This window comes from Burkholderia glumae LMG 2196 = ATCC 33617 (genome assembly GCF_000960995.1).
Lineage (GTDB): Bacteria > Pseudomonadota > Gammaproteobacteria > Burkholderiales > Burkholderiaceae > Burkholderia > Burkholderia glumae.
On record NZ_CP009435.1, the window covers coordinates 3,395,775 to 3,415,495 of the forward strand.

Sequence of the window (19,721 nt, forward strand, 5' to 3'; positions counted from 1 at the left end):
CCCGAGCCGACGAGCCGATCCGCAGCGCCGGCCTCGCCCGCCCCCACACTGGCGCGCGGCCCCGGCGCAGCGCCGGCCAACCGCCCGGCTCGTCGCCGCGACGGTCGCGCGACGCCTCGACATGCTTTCCACTGCCTTGCGGCGCCGCGCCCGCAGGCCGCTGCCGGCGCGGCGGCGCCGGGTTCGGGTACGAGCGTTGCTGCCTGCTCGGTGAGCCTCGGGATCGCGATCCCGGCCTGCGTCCACCAACAGGAGCGTCGCCATGTCCGGCAGCATGGATCAAACCACGATGCGTGACCCGCTCACGCACTACCCGCGTTCCGCCTTCGACAAGCAGCCCCGGCCCGCTCCGGGCCTCGCCGGCCAGATGCGCCCGCGCCCCGACCACGGCGAAACCTCCTGTCGCGGCATGGGCCGCCTGAGCGGCCGGCGCGCGCTGACCGCCGGCGGCGACGGCGGCATCGGCCGCGCCGTGGCCACCGCCTTCGCACGCGAAGGCGCCCATCTCGCCCTGAACTATTTACACAGCGAGCAAGCCGATGCCCGCGAGGTGCTCGCCCTCGTCGCGGACGCCGGCCGCCAGGCGCTCGCACTGCCCGGCGACATCGCCGGCGAATCGTTCTGCCGGCAGCTCGTCGCCGGCAAGCAGGTCTGCATCGAGCAGTTCGCCGGGCTCGCCACCGCGCGGCTGGGCGCCACCTTCCGCACCAAGCGCCCCGGCCAGCCGGCCGAACTCGCGCCCGTCCACGTGCTGCTCGCCTCCCAGCAGCCCAGCTTCGTCACCGGCGAGATCCGCGGCGTCACGGGCGGCCACCACCTGCCATGAGCGCCCTGCCTGCCATCCCGCTTCGCCTGCCGGCCCGGCCCGTTACGCGGGCCGGGCGGGGCGCGCTGCCCGGCACCGTGGCCGCGCCGGGCGCGGCGCATGACAGCGCCGTCGCGCGAGCACCGCGCCCACCTTCCCTCCATCGGCGACGGCCGCACCGCGCCGCCCGTTCCCAGGTAGACCTCTCATGAATGACTACTCGTTTCCGATGGCGCCCGCGCCGCGCCGGATCGCCGTATTGCGCGCGCTGCCCTGCGATGACTTGCTCGACACCGTACCGGCGCTGCGTGCCTTGCGGCGCGCCGCGCCGCAGGCCCGCATCTCGCTGGTGGGCCTGCCGCGCGCGCAGCGCTTCGTCGAGCGCTATCCGGATCTGGTCGACGAACTGATCGTGTTTCCCGCTGCGCCCGGCTTTCCCGCACCGCCGGAAGCCGATGCCGGCCTGCCCGATTTCCTCGCGCGGCTGCGCGCACGCCGCTTCGACCTGGCGATCCAGCTGCACGGCAGCGGCGGCGGCGCCAACACGCTGCTGCGCGAGTTCGGCGCGCGCGCCAATGCCGGCTTCGTCGAGCGCGGCGAGGCGCTGCCGCACGGCTGCTTCATCGCCTGCCCCGACACGCTGCCGGAAGCGCAGCGCTGTCTGGCGCTGATGGAGGCGCTCGGCGCGCCTGCGACCGGCCGGCAGCCCGCGTTTGCACTGCAGCGGCGCGATCGCGACGAATGCGCGGCGCTGGTGGCCACGCACGGGCTCGAACCCGAGCGGCTGGTGCTGATCCATCCCGGCGCGCGCCTGCCCTCGCGCCGCTGGCCGGCCGAACATTTCGCGGCCGTGGCCGACAATCTGGCCGCCGACGGCTGGCAGATCGCGATCACTGGCACCGCCGCCGACGCGCCCGCCACCGGCGCCGTGCTCGGCGAGATGACCGCGCCCGCGCTGCATCTGACCGGGCTGACCTCGCTGGGCGGGATGACCGCGCTGGTGGCGCGCTCGCGTCTCGTGGTCTGCAACGACACCGGCATCGCCAGGATCGCCGCCGCCATGGGCACCGCGTCGGTCGTGGTGGCCGCAGGCCGCGACGCACGCCATCCGGCGCCGCCCGATCCGACGCGTCAGCGCGTGCAGGCCGACTGCCCACCGCGCCGCCCCTGCCTGCTGCGCGATGATTGCCCGCACGATCCTGCCTGTACGCGCGACCCCGGCGTGGAGCGGGTGGTGGGGGCCGCGCTCGCGCAACTGCACCGCGTGAGCGGCGCGCAGCCGGCCGCGCCCAACGTGCTGCACACGGCGGCGGGGCTGGCGCGCGCGGCAAGGGAATGGCACCACGCGGCCTAAGCGGGGCCGGCGGGTGCACCCGGCCGGGATCGGGCGCGGGTGTAGCCGTGACAGCGGCGGCAGTCTGCTCGGCGCTACGGGTGCCGGCACTGACGACCGCCTCGACCTGCGCCGCGCACCGGCGCGCCGCCCGCGCTCCCGCCCGCGGGCAGCACCTGCCCGGCCAGCACGCCCAGCCGCGACGCGGCCTGATCCATCACCTCCGCCATCCGTGCCGCCACGCCTTTACGAAGCCGTGCAAGCGGTTGCGGTTCGAGCGGCCGGCCAAGCCGACGGCGACGAAGGGCATCCTGCTTCTGCCCGGCACGGGCGGGCCGCCTGAGTCGGGCCCGTGACCCTGGCCTAGGCAGGCGCGCTGCTTCCGAAACTTTGAGAATCCGGACTCCGCGCTTGCTCGGAGTCGAATGATTCCCGCCCTCAGGCGGCACGATCGGCGGCCATGCCGATCTCGTCGTGGACCATCTCGAGCAGGATCGCCGTGAGACGTTCGACGGCGGGCGGCGGGTCGGCCTCGGCCCGGCACAGCAAGAGCGGGATCGATGCCAGCCGCGGCAGCCCGGTGGCGGCCGGATCGAGCACGGCCAGCGTCTTCGGCAAATGGATGGCAGTGCGCGCCGTGATGCCGAGGCCGCCCTCGGCGGCGGCCCAGAGCCCCGACAGGCTCGGGCTGGTGAACACCAGCCGCCACGGCAGCCCGGCCGCATCGAGCGCGCCGACCGCCGCCGAGCGAAAACCGCACGGCGGCGCGAACGCCGCGAACGGCAGCGGCTCGGGGCCGAGACTCGCCACGCCGGGCCAGCCGGGCGCGCCGATCCATTGCAGCGGCACGTCGGCCACCTTCTCGCCGCGCGGCATGCCTGCCGCGTCGCCCCACACCAGCGCGATGTCGAGTTCGCCGCGCAAGGTGCGCTCGACGAGCGGCACGGCACGGTCGACCTGCACTTCCACCCGCACCTTCGGGTGAGCGCGCGCGAAGCGCTGCAGCAGCGCCGGCAGCCAGCCCTCGGCGAAGTCCTGCGGCAGTCCGAGCCGCGCCCAGCCGGCGACATCGGCGCCGCGCAGGCTCTCGACCGCCTCGTCGTTGAGCGCGAGCAGCCGCTTGGCATAGCCGAGCAGGCTCTCGCCCGCCGTGGTCAGCGCCAGCCCGCGCCCCGACTTGCGCACGAGCGGCTGGCCGACCTGCTCCTCGAGCCGGCGCAACTGGGTGCTGACGGCCGACTGCGAGCGCCCGAGACGCTCGGCCGCGCGCGCGAAGCTGCCCAGCTCGAAGCCGGTGACGAAGGTGCGCAGCACGTCCATGTCGAGATTTTTACGGGCCGCCATCATTCGAATTTTTTGATGTATGGATTCTTGAATTTCAAATTCTCAGAATGATTGTTGAAGCCTATCGTAGCGATGTCAAGCACGGCACCGAAGCCGGCCGGCACGCGTCGCATGAGGGCATGCGCGGCGGCGCCGGCGCCGATGCTCATTCAACGATCCTCGAGGAGTTCCGACATGCCGCTCATCCGTCTCTCGCTCATCAAGGGCAAGTCCCCGGCGCATATCCGCGCGATCGGCGACGGCGTCCACCGCGCGCTCATGCAAGCCTACGGCGTGCCCGCCGACGACCGTTTCCAGCTCGTCCACCAGCACGAGCGCGACGAGCTGATCTACGACGCCGACTATCTCGGCATCCGTCGCAGCGACGATCTCGTGATCATCCAGATCATCGCCGGCAACTGGCGCGACACGCCGCAGAAGCAGGCGTTGTATGGGGCGATCGCGGCGAATCTCGCGCGCGATCCGGGCCTGCGCCCCGAGGACGTGATGATCGTGCTGACGCCGAACGCGCGCGACGAGTGGTCGTTCGGCAACGGGCGCGCCTCGTATGTGAAGGACGACGCGCGCTGAGGGCGCGCGCTCGGCGCCGGTCCGGCACCGACCCGGCAGAGGTCGGGCGCGGCTCCCGCTGCAGCCGGGCCGCGCTGGTCCGCGCCGCCCGGCCCGCTCACCGATACTTCGCCCCGCCGTCCGCGTCGATCACCACGCCGCTCAGGTATGAAGCGCGCTCGGAAGCGAGGAACGCCACCAGGTCGGCCATCTCCTCGGGCTCGGAGGGCCGGCCGAACGGCAGCGCATCGAGCAGTTCGCGCCAGCGCGAGGCGTCGCCGAATGCCGTCTGCGCACGGCGCCGGTAGAGCGTCTCGAGCCGCTCGGTGGCGCACGGCCCCGGATTGATGCCGACCATGCGCACCCCGCGCGTCGTCGCCTGCGCGCCGACCGCCTGGGTAAACGCGACCAGCGCGGCGTTGGCCGTCGAGCCGAGGATGTAGTCGTAGCGCGGCGCCACGCCGGCCGCGCCGATCACGTTGACGATCACGCCGCTGCCGCGTGCCATCATCGCCGGCAGCGCGAGCCGGGCGAAATCCATATAGCCGAACAGCTTCAGCTCCCATGCCGCGCGCCATGCGGCCTCGTCGACGGCATCGAGGCCGCCGCCCGGGATCGCGCCGGCGTTGTTGACGAGGATGTCGATCGGGCCGGCCGAGGCGAGCAGTTGCTCGCGTGAGCGCGAATCCGCCAGATCGAGCGCGGTGGCGCGCAACGGCACTGGGAAGGCCGCCTCGACCGCGCGCTTCGCGCGCTCGATCGCCTCGGCGTTGGACGACACCAGATGCACGCCGCATCCCTCCCTGGCCAGCGCCATCGCGCTCGCGAGACCGATGCCCTTCGATGCGCCCGTGACGAGCGCCGCGCGGCCGTTGATACCGAGATCCATGTCCTACTCCCGTTCATGATGAAACCACGTGCCGCGGCGGCGACGACGCGCGTGCTGCGTGGATGCCGCATGGTACGTCGGCGCGAAGCGGCGCGCGCGCCCCGCAAGACATGCTGCCGGCCGAAGGCGAACCGGCGTCGATCGTCGCACTGGAGCGAACGCTCGACGGCGGCGAGGATGGCACGCCGCCCCGCCGCGTCACCGGCCCGCCTCAGAACTGCAGCACCGTCTTCACGCCGGCAATCAGTTCGTTGCCGATGCGCCGGCCCGGATCGAGCGGATTCGGGATGCCGCCGGACGGCCGGAACACGTACTGGAGATCGCCTTGCAGCTGCCACCATGGCGCGACCTGGTACTGGTAGGTGGCCTCGAGCACGGTCTCGGCGCTGCGCTGCGGATAGCCGGGCGTGGCGGCGGCGGTATCGCGGTCGAGCGCGCGCGCATGCGAGCCGATCTGCGAATAGCCGACCGCGATGCCGGCCACGTCGTCGTCGCGCCCCGCGAACGGAGCCTTCAGCGCAAGGCCCGCATTGACGCCGATGCCGACGACGTTGCGGTCGTCGGGCGCGCCCATCACCTCGGCGAACACGCTCACCGCGCGCGGGCCGCCCGCCGCCGCGCGCCAGACCGTCTGGTCGGCAATCGCATAAAGGCCGTAGTTGCCGTGATGCGAGCGCGCCGTGCCGCCGCTCGCCGAGGCCGCGAGCGGCACGCCGTCGGCGCCGTCGCGCAGATCGTCGAAGCGCCCGGTGTCGTACCAGAACCCGACCTTGTAGGTGCCGGGCAGGCCCGCAGGCAAGCCGCCCGCGGTGGGATCGTCCGGGTTCAGCGCGTATTGGGCCTCGCCGATCAGCAGCGTGCCGCCGTGCAGGTTGAACGTGGTGCCGTGGGCGTTCAGGCGTTGCGCGTCCCCTTCGCCCTGGCCGGCGGGATTGTCGTCGAAGGCGCCGGCCAGCAAGGTCCAGTGCGCCGACGGTGCAAGCCGCAGCCGCACGCCGAGCGACGACAGCGGATAGGCGGGGCCGCCCGCCGGCATGTCGGCGGACGGCAGGCCCGGCCAGCCGAATGCGGCGTTTGCGAACACCGAGCCGGTATCGCTGACCATGAATTCCTGATCGAGACTCTGCTGGCCGATCTTCACGTCGAACGCGCCGTCGAACAGCGACTGTCGATACCAGAGCTCCCATAGCCGCGTGCCGGCGTCCGCCTCGAGTCCGCCCGCGTTCTGCATCAGGCCGAGATCGTGCATGCTGAGGCTGCGGCCGTGAATCTGCAGGCCCGATACATTGAAGGTGCCGCCCGGCAGGCCGAACGCCTTCTTGGTGTCCACGCCGATCGTCAGTTGGGTGGTGCCGCTATATTGGCCGGCGCGCCGGATGCCGCCGGTGAAATTGCGGAAATACGCCGAGCTTTCCTGCAGGCCGAGATCGACGCCGTGATCGGCGAGCCAGGGACGTATGCCGCCGAAATCGCCGAACAGCGTCGCGCGCTGCATCAGGTCGGTGGGCGCCGCGCCGGCTTCGGCGCCGCGGCAGACGAGTAGTGCCAGCAAGGCGCCGAGCACGGCGGCGTCGCGCTTTTTCAGGGAAAGCTTGATCTTCTTCATCAGGTGGATCTCACATCGGGACGGCCCTACGGCCGATGTCTTCGTTCAGGATGCCTGCTGTGGTCGGAGCCACCCCGCTCCGCCCGTCCGGGTGACGGGCGGGCGGCGGGCGGGGGCGGGCGTCATGCGTAGGACAGCGCGATCTGCGCGTTGAGCAGCTCGGTCACATGCTCGATCCGGTCGAGCATGTTGCGCACGGTGCGCTCGGCGCGCGGCGTGTCGATCGAGATCTCGTGCGTGATGCGGCCGGGGTTCGAGCCCAGCACGATGAGGCGGTCGGACATCATCACCGCTTCGGTCACGTCGTGCGTGACCATGATCATCGACGCGGTGCCGATCTCGCGGCGGGTCCACATCGCCATCAGGTCGTCCCGCAGCTTGCCCGCGGTAAACATGTCGAGCGAGGAGAACGGCTCGTCGAGCAGCAGCAGCTCGGGCTCGATCGCGAGCGCGCGGGCGAAACCCACGCGCTGCTTCATGCCGCCCGACAGCTCGCGCGGAAATGCCTTCTCGTAGCCCTGCAGCCCGATCAGCCGGATCAGGTTGGCGACGTCGTGATCGATGCGCGTCGCCTCGATGCCGTTGGCCTGCAGGCCGAACGCGATGTTCTCGAACACGGTCAGCCACGGATACAGCGCGAACGTCTGGAACACCATGCTGATCGCGCTGTGCGGGCAGCGCAGCTCCTCGCCGCGCAGCGACACGGCGCCGAGCGTGGGCTGCTCCAGGCCGCCGATCGTCTTCAGCAGCGTCGACTTGCCCGAACCCGACTTGCCGAGGATGCTGACGAATTCGTTGACGCCGATCTCAAGGTTGATTTCGTGCAGCACTTCGTGGCCCGCGCCGCCCTGGCCGAAGAAGGTCTTGCTGACGTTCTTCAGCTCGAGGAAGCGCGAGGGCAGCGGCGCCAGGACATGGAAAGGATTCGACAGGTTCTTCATGAGGTGACTCCTTGGGATCGGATCAGTCGTAACGGAACTTGCGTTCGGCGAAGCGGTACAGCGGCTGCCAGACGAACATGATGCAAAGCGCAACCATGGAGCACATGGCGGTGCAGCCGAGCGCGGCGGCCGCGTGATCGCCATTGGCGGTGGTGGTGGAGATGAAGGCGCCGAGGCCCGAGGTGCTGGCCGTGTGCGAGCCCCATTGCACGATCTCGGCGGCGATCGCCGCGTTCCAGGCGCCGCCGGCGGCGGAGATGGTGCCGGTCACGATGTACGGAAAGATCGCCGGCAGCATGTACTTGCGCCACCACATGGCGCCCTTCAGATGGAAAATCTGGCTGACCTCGGTGATCTGGGTGGGAATCGCGAGCGTGCCGGCGATGGCATTGAACAGGTAGTACCACTGCGTGCCGACCATGATCATCGGGATCGTCCACCAGCCGAGCGAGCGGTGCGCGGTGATCACGAACAGCGCGATCAGCGGGTAATAGATGTTCGGCGGGATCGCCGCGAGCACCTGAGCGACCGGCTGGCACCAGGTCAGCCGCCGCGGGTGGCACGCCATCCAGACGCCGAGCGGCACGAACAGCAAACAGCTGAGCAGCATCGCGAGCGTGACGCGCGCGGCGGTCTCCAGCATCCACCAGGGCATGATCGCCAGGTCCTGCTTCGGCACGTACTGCCAGAGCTGGTAGCCGCCGTAGGCGCAGCCCACCGTCAGCGCGAAGTACCAGATCGTCGACCAGAGCCAGTTCGCGCGCGCCAGCAGGCGCGTCAGGCAGTCGATGCGCAGCGCGTACCAGACGCGCGGCAGCCCGAAGATCCAGGCATTGGCCAGTTGCGCGAGCAGCTCGCCGGCCGAGCGTGCGATCCGCGAACTGGCGAGACAGTCGTAGAACCACGAGCGGTACTGCATATCGCGCTTGGCCGCCGAATCGTCGCTCTTGAAGCGAATCGTGTAGCGCACCAGCGGGCGGAAAATGAACTGGTCGATCACGACGATGTTCAGCACCAGCGCGATCAGCGCGTAGACGACGGCGCGATAGCTGGCCGAGTCGAGTGCCATCGAGACGTACGAGCCCACGCCGGGCAGCAGCACGGTGTCGCCGTTGGCGGCGGGAATCGCCTCCGAGGCGACCAGCGCGAACCAGGCGGCCGCCTGCGAATTGATGGCGTTCCAGAGGAAGCCCGGCACCGAGTACGGCCATTCGAGACGCCAGAAGCGCTGCCAGGCGTTGTAGCGAAACGAATCGGCCACTTCGCGCAGTTCCTTGGGCACCACGCGCATGGTCTGGTAGACGGTCAGCATCATGTTCCAGGCCTGCCCCGTGAACACCGCGAAGATCGCGAGCGCCTCCATCCCCATCGTGTTGTGCGGATAGAGCCCGAGGAAGAAGCCGGTGGTAAACGTCATGAAGCCCACCAGCGGCACCGATTCCATGAAATTGACGAACGGCAGGATCACGCGGCGCATCGGCGCATAGCGCGCGGCGAGCACGCCGAACACCAGCGAGAACAGCGTGGACCAGACCATGCCGATCAGGAAGCGCATGGTGGTACGCATCGAGTAGTAGAGCAGGTTCGCCGGCGCGAGCGCGACGGCCGGATTCTCGCTGGCCGGACGATGCATGTCGATCCACGTGGTCGCGAAGAACCATGCGAACAGCACGGCGCAGACGAGCACGATCACGTCGCTGCCTAGCGAGACCTCGCGGCGCTTCGGAAAAACAAGTGACTTCATGTTGCTGGCTCCTGAGCTACGGAACGGTTGGGGAAAGCGAGGCGGCGCGCGGCCGGCACGGCACGACGAGGCGCGAAGCGCGGCAAGGCGGCGGCGCGCGCGCCCAGCGAGAAATACAGAAGGCTCCTGAGAACGAATTGCGAGCGAACGGCGAGTTTCATGTCTCGTCTCCTCGGCCATGATCAGGAATGCAAAACGCTGACCGTGCCGCGCGAAACGCACGTCAATCGTGCTTCGCGCGCGGCGGCCCCGGGCAAGTCCGTCATGGCAGTCGATACGACACCGATCCCGCGTCGCCGGCGCTCGCCTCGATCCGTAGTTATCCGCGGGCACCGGCAGCGGATAACTACGGCAACGATCGCCGACGAGGCACGCCCCCGCACGCGTGCCGAGGGCGGTGCGCGGCGCCGGCCGGCGGCGAACCGAGGACCGGACACGCGTTGCCACACGGGGCGCGACGTCTGCCGTGCAGTGGCTTGGATGGAATGTCGTGGAACGATTCGATCGACACGGCGAACCGGTCAGGCAAGCAGCCGGACAGGCGGCGCTACGCGAGCGCACCGGCCGCCGTCAGGCGGCGTGGTCGAGTCGGTCGGTCTTCAGGCGGGAAATCTGCCCGATCGGGCGAGATGACACCGCATCCCGCGTTCCGGGATGCGGCGCAGTGAAATGCGTCGAATCCTCAGTCCGCGGCAAGGTGGGTTCTTAATCCACTACTGCTTGCATCGGCTTGCACTGAAGTCTCCGAAGATGAAAACAGGGCGAATAGTAGGGGTCTTTCGTTTTCCATGTCAAAGCAGCACATCGGACACCATGACGCACATCAAGAACGCGATCATCTGAAAGGCAGATGAAACCGCCGATCCGGGCGACGGTTCCGTCATCCTCATCGGCGGGTCGAAACTTTTCGAAATCCTATGCATATCTTGTCGGCAGCATTCACCGATTATTTACATGCCACTATCATCTATCACACTTCTCTACGTCTTTTCTTGGAGCGGCATCGACATGAATTTCGATCGGGGCCTTTGGGGTCCGGAGAACAAGATTGTCTGCGTCGAACTCAATCGGTCCGGCCTCCTCTCCAATGAAGAACTGCGCGCCGACACGCTCTATTACCGGCAGGTGCTGAGCAAGCGCGACTGGCACGGCTATGGCATCTGGGGCCGCTGGCTGGTGGCACGGATGCGGCGCCATCCGGCGCTGGCCGCCTGCCTGTGCCGCCCCGTGCGCTGGCTCGCAAGCGATTCGGCTCACCAGCTCGGACTGTCCAGCCGGCCGCATCTTGGCGGCATGCTCGTTCGCCGGCTCTGTTTCCTGCCCGCCTGCCGTCTCGTCGGCGCCCTAGCGGCGCCGGATCGCCGTCACGGCAGGCTCTCGTCCATTGCTTGGCCCGCTTCACTCTCAACTCGGCACCTTCTCATGAACACGTACTCGCTCCATCCCGTTGCGGGCGCGCTGCTCGCGCTGGCGGTTTCGACCTCGGCCCATGCGTTCGACGGCACCGTCAATTTCAACGGCAACGTCGTCGACGCACCGTGCACGATTTCCACCGACGGAAAAAATCTCCAGGTTTCCATGCAGGACATCAGCACCGGGGCAGTTCTCGATGGCAGTGCTCCGAAAACGCCCTTCAGCATCAAGCTGAACAACTGCTCGACGGCCATTAAGAAAACCGTCCAGGTGACGTTCAGCGGTACGAAGGCGGGGGACGGCATGCTTGCTCTGACGAGCGAATCGGGCGCGGCAAAGAATGTCGCCATTCAGCTCTATCAGGACGGCAAGGCGCTGAAACTCGACACGACCTCGGCCTCGGTCAAGCTCAAGACGGGAGACAACGACATTCCTTTCGCCGCCCAATACACGTCTAACGGCGGCACCCCCGTTGCCGGCAAGGCAAACGCCATCGCGCAGTTCACGCTTTCCTATCCATGAGTTCTAGATGACCGCCCCGCATGCCACACCGCGGCGCGCATCGGCTGCCGCAAGGCGCCTGCCGTATCGCGTCGCCGCCGTCGCGCTGGCGGTGGCGGCGCTTCTGCCCTGGCAATCGGCCCATGCGGACGTCCGGCTCAGCAAGACCCGCGTGATCTATGCGGCCAGCCATCCGGACGCGACGCTCACCGTGTCGAACGCCGGTACCGAGCCGGCCATCGTGCAGACCTGGATCGAAACGGCCGACGACAAGCTCGATACCCCGTTCTTCGCCGCGCCGCCCTTGTTCCGCCTCGATCCGGGCGATACCAACCTGATCCGCGTGACGCTGGTCGGACAGGCGCCGGACACGCGCGTCGAGCGTCTCTATTGGCTCAATGTGAAGGAGATCCCGCCAGCGCCGCAGGCTTCCGCGGGCAATACGCTGCAATTCGCGATCCGCACGCGCATCAAGCTGCTGTACCGACCGCCCGGGCTCGACGGCGCATTCGACCTGCAACGCGACCTGAGGCTGAGCCGAGGCGGCGCATCGGTGGAAAACACCTCGCCGTATGTCGCCTCACTGTTCGTCACCTGCCCCGAAGACGACCGACAGACATCCTTGACCGTCAATCCGCATGCTTCGTTGCCGATGCCCAGGATGTCCTGCCCGCCGGCCGATGTCCGAATCCAATCGATCAACGACTACGGCGGCATCAGCGCGCCCTTCACGCCGCCGCTCGACGGCCCGGTGTCCACGCCGCACTAGGCTCGCGCTCGCCGTGTTGCTGTTCGCCACCGCCGGCACGGCCAGAAGCGGCGACGCACTGCGTTTCAACAACGACTTCCTGACGCTGGACGGTGTGGCACTACCAGTCGATCTCGATTACTTCGCAAAGGAAAACAGCGTGTTGCCAGGCCGCCACCCTACCCTCGTGACGTTCAATCGCGAGCCAACCGGATTGCAAATGGTCCGCTTCGTCGCGAGCGGCGACCAGTACGAGCACGTCGTCCCCTGTATTACAGGGGCGATGCTCGACGACTGGGGGGTCGACACGGCTCGGCTGCCCGCCAGCGCTGACAGCTGCATCGACCTCGAATCGGCGATTCCGGGCGCGACCGTGCGCTACCAGGCACACAATCAGTCGCTGTTCGTGACGGTGCCGCAAACCGCGCTGCTCCACCACGCGGCGGGCGCCGTCGATCCGCGCCTGTGGAACTACGGCGAAACCGCGGCCGTGGCGAACTACGACGTCAGCGTCAACCACGATGCCATCCAGGGCGACACCGGCGCGACGCTGAACCTCGACACGGCCGTCAACGCAGGCCGCTGGCTATTGCGCAATCGCAACTACGCGAACCTCGATCGTGGCCGGACCACCTGGCAGCCGGCCGAGTTTTCGCTGTCGACGCCGCTCGCGCGGCTCGGCGGCAGCTTGACGGCCGGCGACACGTCGTCGCCGAGCGACCTGTTCGACAGTTTCCGGTTTCGCGGCGTCACGCTGCAGTCGGACGACGGCATGGTGCCGGACAGCCTGCAGGGGTATGCGCCCGTGATTCGCGGCGTCGCCACCAGCGAATCGCGGGTCACGATCCGCCAGAACGGCGGCACGGTCTACGACAAGTACGTGCCGCCCGGCCCGTATGCGATCGACGATCTCGGCGGCGCGGCGGCAGGCGCCGATCTCGACGTGACGATCACCGACGCGGCCGGCAGGGTCACGCACTACCGTCAGCCCTACAACACGCTGCCGATCATGCTGCGCCAGGGCCGCATGCGCTACCGCATCGCGGCCGGCACCTACGACGGCTACGGCGACCGTCATCACGACCCGTTCGTCTGGGCCGAGGCCGAGCGCGGCATGGGCAACCGGATCACGCTGTTCGGCGGCATGATCCAGGCATCCCGCTACACGGCCCGCAGCCTCGGCGCGGGCCTCGATCTGGGCCGCGCCGGCGCGGTCTCGGTCGACCTCGTGCGCGCCGCGGCCGCGTTGACGGGCAACCTGCCGTCGATCGCGTACCGGCTGCGCTACGCGAACTCGATCACGCGCCTGCGCTTCAATGCGAATGCCACGTTGCGCCGCTACACGAACGCGGCGTTCCTGAATTTCGACGATGCGATGGGCAACACGCTGCAGGCCTCCGCCGAGCACGGGGTGCGTTCGCACGAGCAGCTCACCGTCAACCAGGGGCTCGGCGGCGCCCTCGCGATGTATGCCTCATACGACCATCGCACGTATTTCGGCGGCCGGCCCTCGGACCGCATCCTGCAGATCGGCCTGAGCGGTTCGTACCGCGCGGCGAGCTACACCCTGAGCGTCGGCAACATCCGCCAGCGCGGCCGCGACGTGAGCCACTATCTGCTCCTCACGCTGAGCCTGCCGCTCGGCCGCGCGGCCAACGTCAGCTATTCGGGCAACTACGACCGGCGGGCGGGCATGTCGCAGCAGGCCAGCGTGTTCGGTTCGCTGTTGCGCGACGGGCGGCTCAGCTACACCGCCAATGCGTCGCGCACGCGTAACGACAGCAGCTTTTACGCGTCCACCACCTACGCCGGCGCCAAGGGCATGGTCGCGCTGTCGCAGACCTTCATGCAGCGCGCCGCGCGTACCGTGGCCGAGGTCAAGGGCGGCATCGTCGGCGATGCGCGCGGCGTGCTGCTCTCGCAGCACGTCGACGAAACCTCCGCCATCGTCGATGCGCCCGGCCTGCGCGGCGCGCTCGTCAACGGCAACCCCGGGATTCGCACCAATCGCGACGGCCGCGCGGTGGTGACCGGCCTGATGCCGTACCGGCGCAACCGAATCCGGCTCGACGAACCCCAGGGCCGCGACGATGACGACAACCAGGCCACGCTGCTGCAATCGATCGCCACCACGGTCCCCACGCGCGGCGCGATCACGCGGCTGCACTTCCAGACCGCGATCGGCTGGCGATCCTTGAACACCCTGCTCGACACGCAAGGCAAGCCGCTGCCGTTCGGGGCCATGATCCGCGACGCTCGGCACCATGTGGTCAGCGTGGTGGGGCCGCTCGGGCGCGTCTGGCTGACCGGCCTGCGCGACGAGAACGACTTTATCGCGACGCTCGGCGACGCGCGTCACACGCTGTGCCGGTTCCGGATCACGCGCCAAGAACGCAACCAGCCGCTCACCTGCCAGCCGGCCCGCTCGCTTGCGGCCCGCCACGCGCCATGATCCACCGCGGCCGGCACCTCTGTCTGCTGATCCTGCTGCTGGGCCTCGCTCCGGCCGTCCACGCGGGCTGCACGCGCAACCCCGACTGGGGCGGCACGCGAATCGTGGCGGCGCCGGGCGGGTCGTTTTCCGCGGATCCCGCACTGCCGGTGGGAACCGTGATCACGGAAGGCCGTCTGACGATGCCCACGCCGAGCAAAGCGACGCGGCAATACATACCGATCGCACGCTGCTCGGTCGGCACGACGGAGATTTTCGTCGGCACGCGGCCGCTCTGGTCCGGCGACTTGTTCTCGACTAACGTGCCGGGGATCGGCTATCGCTTGATCTATCCGAACGGATGGCACGCTCCGCAGGCCATCAGCAACACCAATAAAGGTTACCTGCTCTACTATCCGGCAGGGGATTTCCAGATCCAGTTCGTGAAGACCGGCGCGATCAGCCCGGGCATCGTACCCGCCGGCCGGTACGGCTTCGACAGCGTGAACGGCTACGAGGATTTCATCACTTTCATGCTGCGCGCGCCGATCGTCGTCACCGTGCCGACCTGCCGCGTCGCCGCCGGCTCGGTGCAGCAGACCGTGAACTTCGGCGACGTCGCCAGCACCGATTTCTCCGGGATCGGCACCGGCGCGGCCAGCCGCCCGTTCTCGATCCGGCTGCAGTGCGACGCCGCCGTCTCGGCGGTCGGGCTGACCTTCGACGCCGCCCCGGACCCCTCGGGCCAGCCCGGCACGCTGCGCCTGAGCGGCGGCCGGAGTGCGGCCAGCGGCGTCGGCATCCAGGTGCTCGGCGCCGACGGCAAGCCGATCGACTGGCACCGGCGCATAGCGCTGCCGATCGCCTCTGGCGAGGCGCGCATCGACATGTCGGCGCGCTACCTGCAAACCGCCAAGGAGATTCGCGGCGGCACCGCAAACGGCGTGATGACATTCACGATCACCTATTGATTCATTCCACGATGCCGTGACCACCAACCCGCCCACCACCCTACCGCCTTGCCCGCCGCTAACCCGCAGCAGCCGATCCGGTCGCGCCGCGCCGGGTCGGCGCGACATTGCGTTCACTGACAACGACCCGACCATGACTCTATCGCCTTCCCTCAACCGCCGAATCCGCGTCGCCCTCGCCGACGACCACCCGCTGGTCGCGAGCGCGATGACCAAACTGCTCGGCGAGACGCCTTCCATCACGGTCGTCCACGTCTCGCATTCGGGCGCGGAGCTGCTGCAGCAACTACGCGCCGATCCCTGCGAGATGATCATCACCGACCTGAGCATGGGCACCAGCGACCACGCCGACCAAGACGGGCTCAAGCTCGTCAGCGCACTGCGCAAGAACTGGCCGAGCGCGCGCGTGATCGTCTACACGGCGCTCAATCATCCGGCGCTCGCCCAGCGCCTGCTGTACCTGGGCGCGCACGCGGTGGTCTGCAAGGAGGATTCGCTCGAGGAACTGCTGGCCGCGGTCGACCAGGTCGCCGTGCAGGGCAGTACCTATCTGTCGAAGCAGCTGCGCGGCACGGCGCCCGCACCCGCCTCGGCGCTGACGCCGCGCGAACTCGAAGTGCTGCGCCACATCGGCTGCGGCCTGTCGGTCGTCGATATCTCGCGGCGCATGTTCGTGACGGTCAGCACGGTCTCCACGCACAAGCGTAACGCGATGGACAAGCTCAACATCCGCTCGACGGTCGAGTTGATCCAGTACATTCACGCGGCCGGCCTCGCGAATCTGCGCTGAGGCCCGGTTCACCGCGCCAGGCCGGCAAAATCCGCGGCAGCAGGCTCGCCGCTCTCAGCCAGCGTGTCCGGCCGGCTCGTCCCGGCCGTTCGCGAGGCGCATGCGCAGCGCCTCGATCGCATCGATCAGGCGCAGCGCCGAGACCCGCACGCGTGCCGCGTCGCCGCCGTGTTCGACCAGACGCTCCAGCGCCGCGCACTGCTCGCGCAGCGCCTCGAGCCGCTGCCAGGCGAGTGCGCCGCGCAGCCGATGCAGCAGGCGTGGCAGGCGCCGCAGGTCGCAGCCTGCCACGCAGTCGCGCAACGCCGCCAGTTCCTCGCCGAGATAACGCGCGAACTCGTCCGGCCCCAGCGCCGGGCGCTCGGGTCCGGCCGGCGGCGCATCGCCGAGCGTGGAAGCGCGATAGCCGAGCCGCGCATAGGCAGCCAGCAGCGCCGTGGAGAGCACGTCGAAGGTCGCAGGCTTGCCGATGTAATCGTCGAAGCCCGCGCGCAGGCCGGCCTCGACATCGTCGTCGCCGACGCTCGCGCTGACCGCGATCACGATCGCGTGCGGGTCGGCCCCGCGCAGCGTCGCCAGCAACGCCTGCCCCGACATGCCCGGCATGTCGAGATCGGTCATGACGATGCCGATCGGATGGGCGCGCAGCATCGCGAGCGCTTCCGTGCCGCCGCGCGCGACATGAGCCGTCACGCCGAGCCGGCGCAGATGTTCGGCCAGCAGGTTGCGGCTCCAGACGTTGTCGTCGACCACCAGCACCGCCGGCAATTCGCCGTCCTCCAGCGCCAGCAGCGGCTGCGGGGCCGGTGCGGGAGGCTCGGGACCGGGCGCGGCGTCGCGCCCCGTCAGCGCGTCGAGTGCGCGGGCCAGCGCACAGACATCCCATTCGTCGATCGTGCCGAACGGCTCGCCGGCGCGATACGGCTCGGCTTGCGCGCCAGACCCCGGCCGCGCGTCGCCGGCCGCGTGACGGACGATCCGCAGCACCGTGCCAAAGCTCGGCGAGCCGGCGCCGGGCGGCGGTTCGGCGCCGCCCGGCGCCGGCACCGTGTCCGCGCGCAGCAGCAGGTCGTAATACGGCGCCGGCAGCGAGGCCAGCTCGGCCGCCGAGCCGCGCTGCTCGACCTCGAATCCGTAGGCGTGCAGCCATTCGGTCAGCGCCTGGATGCCTTCGGGCGAGGCGGCGCCGGCCTCGGCGCCGGTCACGAGCACCGCGCGCCGGGCGCCGGCCGGCGCGCCCGGCGCCCGGCCGCTCGCGCCGGACGGCGTGAGCGGCAGCTCGAAGCGAAAGCACGCGCCGCGTCCGGGCTCGCTGTCGAAGCGGATCGAGCCCGCCATCTGCCGGCACAGCTCCGCGCAGATCGCGAGGCCGAGTCCGGCGCCGCCGCGCCGCCGCCTCGCCGAGCGGCCGCCCTGCTCGAACGGCGCGAAGATCCGCTTCTGTTCCGAGGGAGCGATGCCCGGCCCCGTATCGCGCACTTCGCCGACGAGGCGCGCCTTGCCGCTCGCGTCGTCGGCGCGCCAGGCGCGCAGCACGATGGCGCCGCGCCGCGTGAACTTCAACGCGTTCGACAGCAGGTTCGTGACGATCTGCCCGATGCGCGCCGGATCGCCATGCAGGCTGCCGCGCAGCGAAGGCGAAAGCCACGCCGTGAAGCGCAGCCCGTTGCGCACCGCGAGCGGCCCGAACAGTTGCGCGGCCTCGTCGAACAGGGCGAGCGGCGCGAAATCCTCCGGCACCATGCGCAGCTTGCCGATGCTCAGGCGCGACATGTCGAGCATGTCGTTGGCGGTCGCGAGCAGCGAGCGCGACACCTGCTCGATGATGCGCAGCCGTGCGGCGACCGGGTCCGGCATCGGCTCGCCCGCCATCAGCTCGAGATGGCCGATCAGGGCCGAGAGCGGCGTGCGGATCTCGTGGCTGATCGCGGCGATGAAGCCGGTGCGCATCCGCACCAATGCCTCGGCGCGCCGCCGCGCCCCGCCGAGCGCGCGCTCGACCTGCTTCTGGCGCGTGACATCGACCACCACGCAAACCAGCACGTCGTCGCCGTGATAGTGCACGGGCGCGAACGTGACGCGCAGGTAGCGGTCGCGCGGCGCGACGCGGTCGTGATATTCGAAGTGGAAGATGCGCGCCGCCTCGCCTGCCGCGCGGTCGCGCTCCGACATCTGCGGGCTCGACAGCCGCTCGCCGAGCGGCGCCGGCAGCGGTTCGCCGTCGACGATGCCGAGCATCGAGCCGGCCAGCGTGTTGGCGATCAGCACCACCGCGTCGCGCCGCCGCGAAATGAACAGCGCCGCCGGCGTGACGGCGGCGAGCAGGTGATAGGCGGCCTCGCGCTCGAGGATCCGGCGCGATTCCTCGCGGTTGCGGCGGCGGCGGCGCGACGCGACGGCCGCGCCGATCGCGACCGCCACCGCGCCGGCCAGACCGCCGCCGAGCGGCCAGCGCAGCGCACCGAACAGCTCGGCATAGTCGAGCCGGCGGACCACCAAGCCGATCTGCGGATTGGCCGGCCGCATGATCAGGACGCCACCCGGAGTCCAGCACCAGTCTTGGTCGGCGGGCTGTTCGCAGAGCGGAATCGCGGGCATCGCGCGCAGGCGCGGCGAGGTCGCCGCCACCACGCGCCCGGCCGGAGACACCAGCGCGACGTCGTGCGCGCCGACGTCGACGCTCGCGTCGTGCAGCCGGCGCTCCAGTGCCGCGCCCGGCAGCTGCGCGATCACGTAGAGCCGGCCGAAGCGCGTGTCGACGGCCGACGCGACCGCGATCGACGAGCCGCCGCCGGACTCCGTGAACGGTCCGAGCCAGAGCGGGCCATGGCGCACCAGCTGGACCCCGCCCGCCCGCACCGCCGCCGCCCTGGCCTCGCGCAGCAGCAGGCCCTCGCTCAAGCCGCCCGGCGGCGGCGCCGACGTCGCGACGAACGGCGGGCTCAGCCCGACCACCCAGACCTGCCGGCTCCGGCGCTCGGCAGCCGACACCGCCGCCGAGAACGCGACGACGTTGGCCGCGGCGTCGGCGACCTGCCGCCACGCGGGGCCATAGGCGCTGCGCGAGGCGGCCGGAAACACGATGCAAAGCGGCGCCCCGTCACTATAGGGGGAAGGCGCGACGCAGCCGGCGCCGGGGGCGAGCGCGCGATCGACGGTCCGCTCGTCGGCCGGATCGGGGCTGAGCGCTAGCCGGGCAAGCAGCGCCGTGGCGGCACGACGGTTGTTTTCGGCCTCGCGCACGCTGAACGTCTCGACGCGCCGCGCGATCCGGGCCAGCCGCAGCATCTCGTCGTCGATCCTCAGCGACAGCGCGATCGTGCAGCCGGCGATCACCGCCAGCAGCAGCGCGACGCCCGCACCGGCGACCGTCAGCCAGATATGGCGCGTGCCGCGCACGATCGTCGCGTTCACGCGTCCAAACGCCTCGTGAAGCGCCTTTTCCGTCAGGTTCAGGATCTGTTGCATCGAAGGAGAGCGGGCGCGCTGGGCGGCCCGGTTCGGGAAGCGTCGGTGGATTCGGAAGTCCGGCCGCGCTGGGGCCGGCCAGGATGAACCCGCGCTGCGGGCATGAACGGGAAGCACGGCGTCGGCGGGGAAGCGCCCGCCGCGCTGGCGCGCGCCCACCCGGCACTCTAGTGGCGCGTGAACGGCCG

The 19,721-nt window shown here is 69.9% G+C and carries 16 protein-coding genes; 8 read left to right on the top strand and 8 right to left on the bottom strand.

What is annotated here, in order from left to right:
* The first annotated feature begins 262 nt into the window (after positions 1-262).
* Positions 263-826: an SDR family oxidoreductase gene (locus KS03_RS27810; protein WP_039201444.1), complete on the top strand. Its 564-nt coding sequence runs from the start codon at positions 263-265 to the stop codon at positions 824-826.
* Between the two features lie 187 nt (positions 827-1,013).
* The gene (locus KS03_RS27815) at positions 1,014-2,159 is read left to right on the top strand and encodes a glycosyltransferase family 9 protein (protein ID WP_015876257.1); all 1,146 of its coding nucleotides are present in this window, start codon (positions 1,014-1,016) and stop codon (positions 2,157-2,159) included.
* Positions 2,160-2,576: 417 nt separating this feature from the next.
* Here KS03_RS27815 and KS03_RS27820 read toward each other — a convergent pair whose 3' ends face one another.
* Both KS03_RS27820 and KS03_RS32130 read right to left on the bottom strand, forming a co-directional pair.
* Positions 2,577-3,482 carry a LysR substrate-binding domain-containing protein gene (locus KS03_RS27820; RefSeq protein WP_015876258.1) on the bottom strand — a complete coding sequence of 302 codons (906 nt, stop codon included), beginning with the start codon at positions 3,480-3,482 and terminating at the stop codon, positions 2,577-2,579.
* A complete protein-coding gene (locus KS03_RS32130) occupies positions 3,482-3,631 on the bottom strand; it encodes a hypothetical protein (RefSeq protein ID WP_017433408.1) in 150 nt (49 codons plus the stop codon). The genes KS03_RS27820 and KS03_RS32130 overlap by 1 nt, the downstream gene beginning before the upstream one ends.
* A gap of 25 nt (positions 3,632-3,656) precedes the next feature.
* On the opposite strand from KS03_RS32130, the gene KS03_RS27825 reads away from it, so the two are divergent.
* Positions 3,657-4,052, top strand: coding sequence for a tautomerase family protein (locus tag KS03_RS27825; protein ID WP_015876259.1), 396 nt, complete (start codon positions 3,657-3,659; stop codon positions 4,050-4,052).
* A 97-nt stretch (positions 4,053-4,149) separates the two neighbouring features.
* Here the strand turns inward: KS03_RS27825 and KS03_RS27830 are convergent, their stop codons facing one another.
* From KS03_RS27830 to KS03_RS32135, 5 genes are all read right to left on the bottom strand, one after another.
* A complete protein-coding gene (locus KS03_RS27830) occupies positions 4,150-4,920 on the bottom strand; it encodes an SDR family oxidoreductase (RefSeq protein WP_015876260.1) in 771 nt (256 codons plus the stop codon).
* A gap of 211 nt (positions 4,921-5,131) precedes the next feature.
* On the bottom strand, positions 5,132-6,526 hold the full coding sequence (locus tag KS03_RS27835) for a carbohydrate porin (RefSeq protein ID WP_015876261.1): 1,395 nt from the start codon (positions 6,524-6,526) through the stop codon (positions 5,132-5,134).
* A gap of 122 nt (positions 6,527-6,648) precedes the next feature.
* Entirely contained in the window at positions 6,649-7,467 is an 819-nt protein-coding gene (locus tag KS03_RS27840) for an ABC transporter ATP-binding protein (protein WP_017424364.1), read from the bottom strand.
* Between the two features lie 22 nt (positions 7,468-7,489).
* Positions 7,490-9,211 carry an ABC transporter permease subunit gene (locus KS03_RS27845; RefSeq protein WP_015876263.1) on the bottom strand — a complete coding sequence of 574 codons (1,722 nt, stop codon included), beginning with the start codon at positions 9,209-9,211 and terminating at the stop codon, positions 7,490-7,492.
* Positions 9,208-9,372 carry a hypothetical protein gene (locus KS03_RS32135; RefSeq protein WP_153477764.1) on the bottom strand — a complete coding sequence of 55 codons (165 nt, stop codon included), beginning with the start codon at positions 9,370-9,372 and terminating at the stop codon, positions 9,208-9,210. Before KS03_RS32135 ends, KS03_RS27845 begins: the two co-directional genes overlap by 4 nt.
* An 847-nt stretch (positions 9,373-10,219) precedes the next feature.
* On the opposite strand from KS03_RS32135, the gene KS03_RS29060 reads away from it, so the two are divergent.
* The 5 genes from KS03_RS29060 (at position 10,220) to KS03_RS27870 (ending at position 16,065) form a co-directional block, all read left to right on the top strand.
* Complete coding sequence (locus KS03_RS29060) at positions 10,220-11,146, top strand: fimbrial protein (protein WP_017424367.1); 927 nt, start codon at positions 10,220-10,222, stop codon at positions 11,144-11,146.
* 7 nt (positions 11,147-11,153) lie between these two features.
* Positions 11,154-11,894: a fimbrial biogenesis chaperone gene (locus KS03_RS27855; RefSeq protein ID WP_015876265.1), complete on the top strand. Its 741-nt coding sequence runs from the start codon at positions 11,154-11,156 to the stop codon at positions 11,892-11,894.
* A 13-nt stretch (positions 11,895-11,907) separates the two neighbouring features.
* Positions 11,908-14,325 (top strand): fimbria/pilus outer membrane usher protein, encoded by a 2,418-nt coding sequence (locus tag KS03_RS27860; protein WP_158335155.1) that lies wholly within the window; start codon positions 11,908-11,910, stop codon positions 14,323-14,325.
* Positions 14,322-15,275 (top strand): fimbrial protein, encoded by a 954-nt coding sequence (locus tag KS03_RS27865; protein ID WP_015876267.1) that lies wholly within the window; start codon positions 14,322-14,324, stop codon positions 15,273-15,275. Before KS03_RS27860 ends, KS03_RS27865 begins: the two co-directional genes overlap by 4 nt.
* 133 nt (positions 15,276-15,408) lie before the next feature.
* Positions 15,409-16,065, top strand: a complete 657-nt coding sequence (locus tag KS03_RS27870; protein ID WP_015876268.1) for a response regulator transcription factor — start codon at positions 15,409-15,411, stop codon at positions 16,063-16,065.
* Positions 16,066-16,119: 54 nt separating this feature from the next.
* Here the strand turns inward: KS03_RS27870 and KS03_RS27875 are convergent, their stop codons facing one another.
* Positions 16,120-19,533: an ATP-binding protein gene (locus tag KS03_RS27875; RefSeq protein ID WP_045678927.1), complete on the bottom strand. Its 3,414-nt coding sequence runs from the start codon at positions 19,531-19,533 to the stop codon at positions 16,120-16,122.
* Between the last annotated feature and the right edge of the window lie 188 nt (positions 19,534-19,721).

What these genes read in the sequence shown, in the direction of transcription:
- KS03_RS27810 (WP_039201444.1), top strand. Translation starts at nt 263, where the DNA reads ATGTCCGGCAGCATGGATCAAACCACGATGCGTGACCCGCTCACGCAC.
- KS03_RS27815 (WP_015876257.1), top strand. Translation starts at nt 1,014, where the DNA reads ATGAATGACTACTCGTTTCCGATGGCGCCCGCGCCGCGCCGGATCGCC.
- KS03_RS27820 (WP_015876258.1), bottom strand. Translation starts at nt 3,482, where the DNA reads ATGGCGGCCCGTAAAAATCTCGACATGGACGTGCTGCGCACCTTCGTC.
- KS03_RS32130 (WP_017433408.1), bottom strand. Translation starts at nt 3,631, where the DNA reads ATGAGCATCGGCGCCGGCGCCGCCGCGCATGCCCTCATGCGACGCGTG.
- KS03_RS27825 (WP_015876259.1), top strand. Translation starts at nt 3,657, where the DNA reads ATGCCGCTCATCCGTCTCTCGCTCATCAAGGGCAAGTCCCCGGCGCAT.
- KS03_RS27830 (WP_015876260.1), bottom strand. Translation starts at nt 4,920, where the DNA reads ATGGATCTCGGTATCAACGGCCGCGCGGCGCTCGTCACGGGCGCATCG.
- KS03_RS27835 (WP_015876261.1), bottom strand. Translation starts at nt 6,526, where the DNA reads ATGAAGAAGATCAAGCTTTCCCTGAAAAAGCGCGACGCCGCCGTGCTC.
- KS03_RS27840 (WP_017424364.1), bottom strand. Translation starts at nt 7,467, where the DNA reads ATGAAGAACCTGTCGAATCCTTTCCATGTCCTGGCGCCGCTGCCCTCG.
- KS03_RS27845 (WP_015876263.1), bottom strand. Translation starts at nt 9,211, where the DNA reads ATGAAGTCACTTGTTTTTCCGAAGCGCCGCGAGGTCTCGCTAGGCAGC.
- KS03_RS32135 (WP_153477764.1), bottom strand. Translation starts at nt 9,372, where the DNA reads ATGAAACTCGCCGTTCGCTCGCAATTCGTTCTCAGGAGCCTTCTGTAT.
- KS03_RS29060 (WP_017424367.1), top strand. Translation starts at nt 10,220, where the DNA reads ATGAATTTCGATCGGGGCCTTTGGGGTCCGGAGAACAAGATTGTCTGC.
- KS03_RS27855 (WP_015876265.1), top strand. Translation starts at nt 11,154, where the DNA reads ATGACCGCCCCGCATGCCACACCGCGGCGCGCATCGGCTGCCGCAAGG.
- KS03_RS27865 (WP_015876267.1), top strand. Translation starts at nt 14,322, where the DNA reads ATGATCCACCGCGGCCGGCACCTCTGTCTGCTGATCCTGCTGCTGGGC.
- KS03_RS27870 (WP_015876268.1), top strand. Translation starts at nt 15,409, where the DNA reads ATGACTCTATCGCCTTCCCTCAACCGCCGAATCCGCGTCGCCCTCGCC.
- KS03_RS27875 (WP_045678927.1), bottom strand. Translation starts at nt 19,533, where the DNA reads ATGCAACAGATCCTGAACCTGACGGAAAAGGCGCTTCACGAGGCGTTT.